The organism is Mesorhizobium sp. M7A.F.Ca.MR.362.00.0.0, assembly GCF_004023175.1.
Lineage (GTDB): Bacteria > Pseudomonadota > Alphaproteobacteria > Rhizobiales > Rhizobiaceae > Mesorhizobium.
Window position 1 is genome coordinate 1 of the sequence record NZ_RZTF01000865.1, and the last position, 678, is coordinate 678.

At 62.8% G+C, this 678-nt stretch carries 1 protein-coding gene; it reads left to right on the forward strand.

Features of this window, described 5'->3' with window-relative positions; genetic code table 11:
• Window positions 1-289 precede the first annotated feature (289 nt).
• Window positions 290-678, forward strand: a 389-nt coding sequence (locus EOC06_RS38215) for a thermonuclease family protein (protein WP_245470466.1), incomplete at its 3' end; no start/stop codon positions are given.

The following is a 678-nucleotide window of genomic DNA, read 5'->3' on the forward strand; positions in this document are numbered from 1 at the left end:
CCCCTGAGATGCGGGGAAGTTGAACGATGCCCGTAAAGACCATCGAAACCGTATCCTGCGAAAACCTCGGAAGCCAAGCAGGGAGGCATGCCCTCTGAAAACCGTCGTCAGACTCCGGCAGAAGAAAAGACTGCGATTCGGGCAGCCGAAGACGCCGCGCGGGAAACAGTCCGTCTATCGGAGGAAATCGTCGCGTCGGAAAATCGGATCGGCGATTGCGAAGTTGGTCGTCGGCGCACTCGTCGCGGCGGCGGCATTTGGCGCTTACCAGCTCAGCCAAGCGGGCGGGATCGAGGGTGTGGCGGCCCTAGTCTCGGCGCCGCGACAGGACTTGCTTTCGGCTTCGTTTCCGATTTGCGGCGATGGTCCCCGCGTGACCTGCGTGGTGGATGGCGACACGTTCTGGCATCAGGGTGTGAAGATCAGGATTGCCGATATCGACACGCCGGAGCTGAGCCCGCCCCGTTGCGAGGCAGAGCGGGTACAGGGCGAGACGGCCAAGCGCAGGTTGCGGGAATTGCTGAATGCAGGAAAGTTCTCATTGGTGGCCGGCTGGCGTGACGAGGATCGACATGGGCGAAAGCTGCGAACCGTGACCAGGAACGGGCGATCGATCGGCGAGACATTGATCGCAGAGGGCCTTGCACGCCGGTGGGACGGCGGCCGGCGGAACTGGTG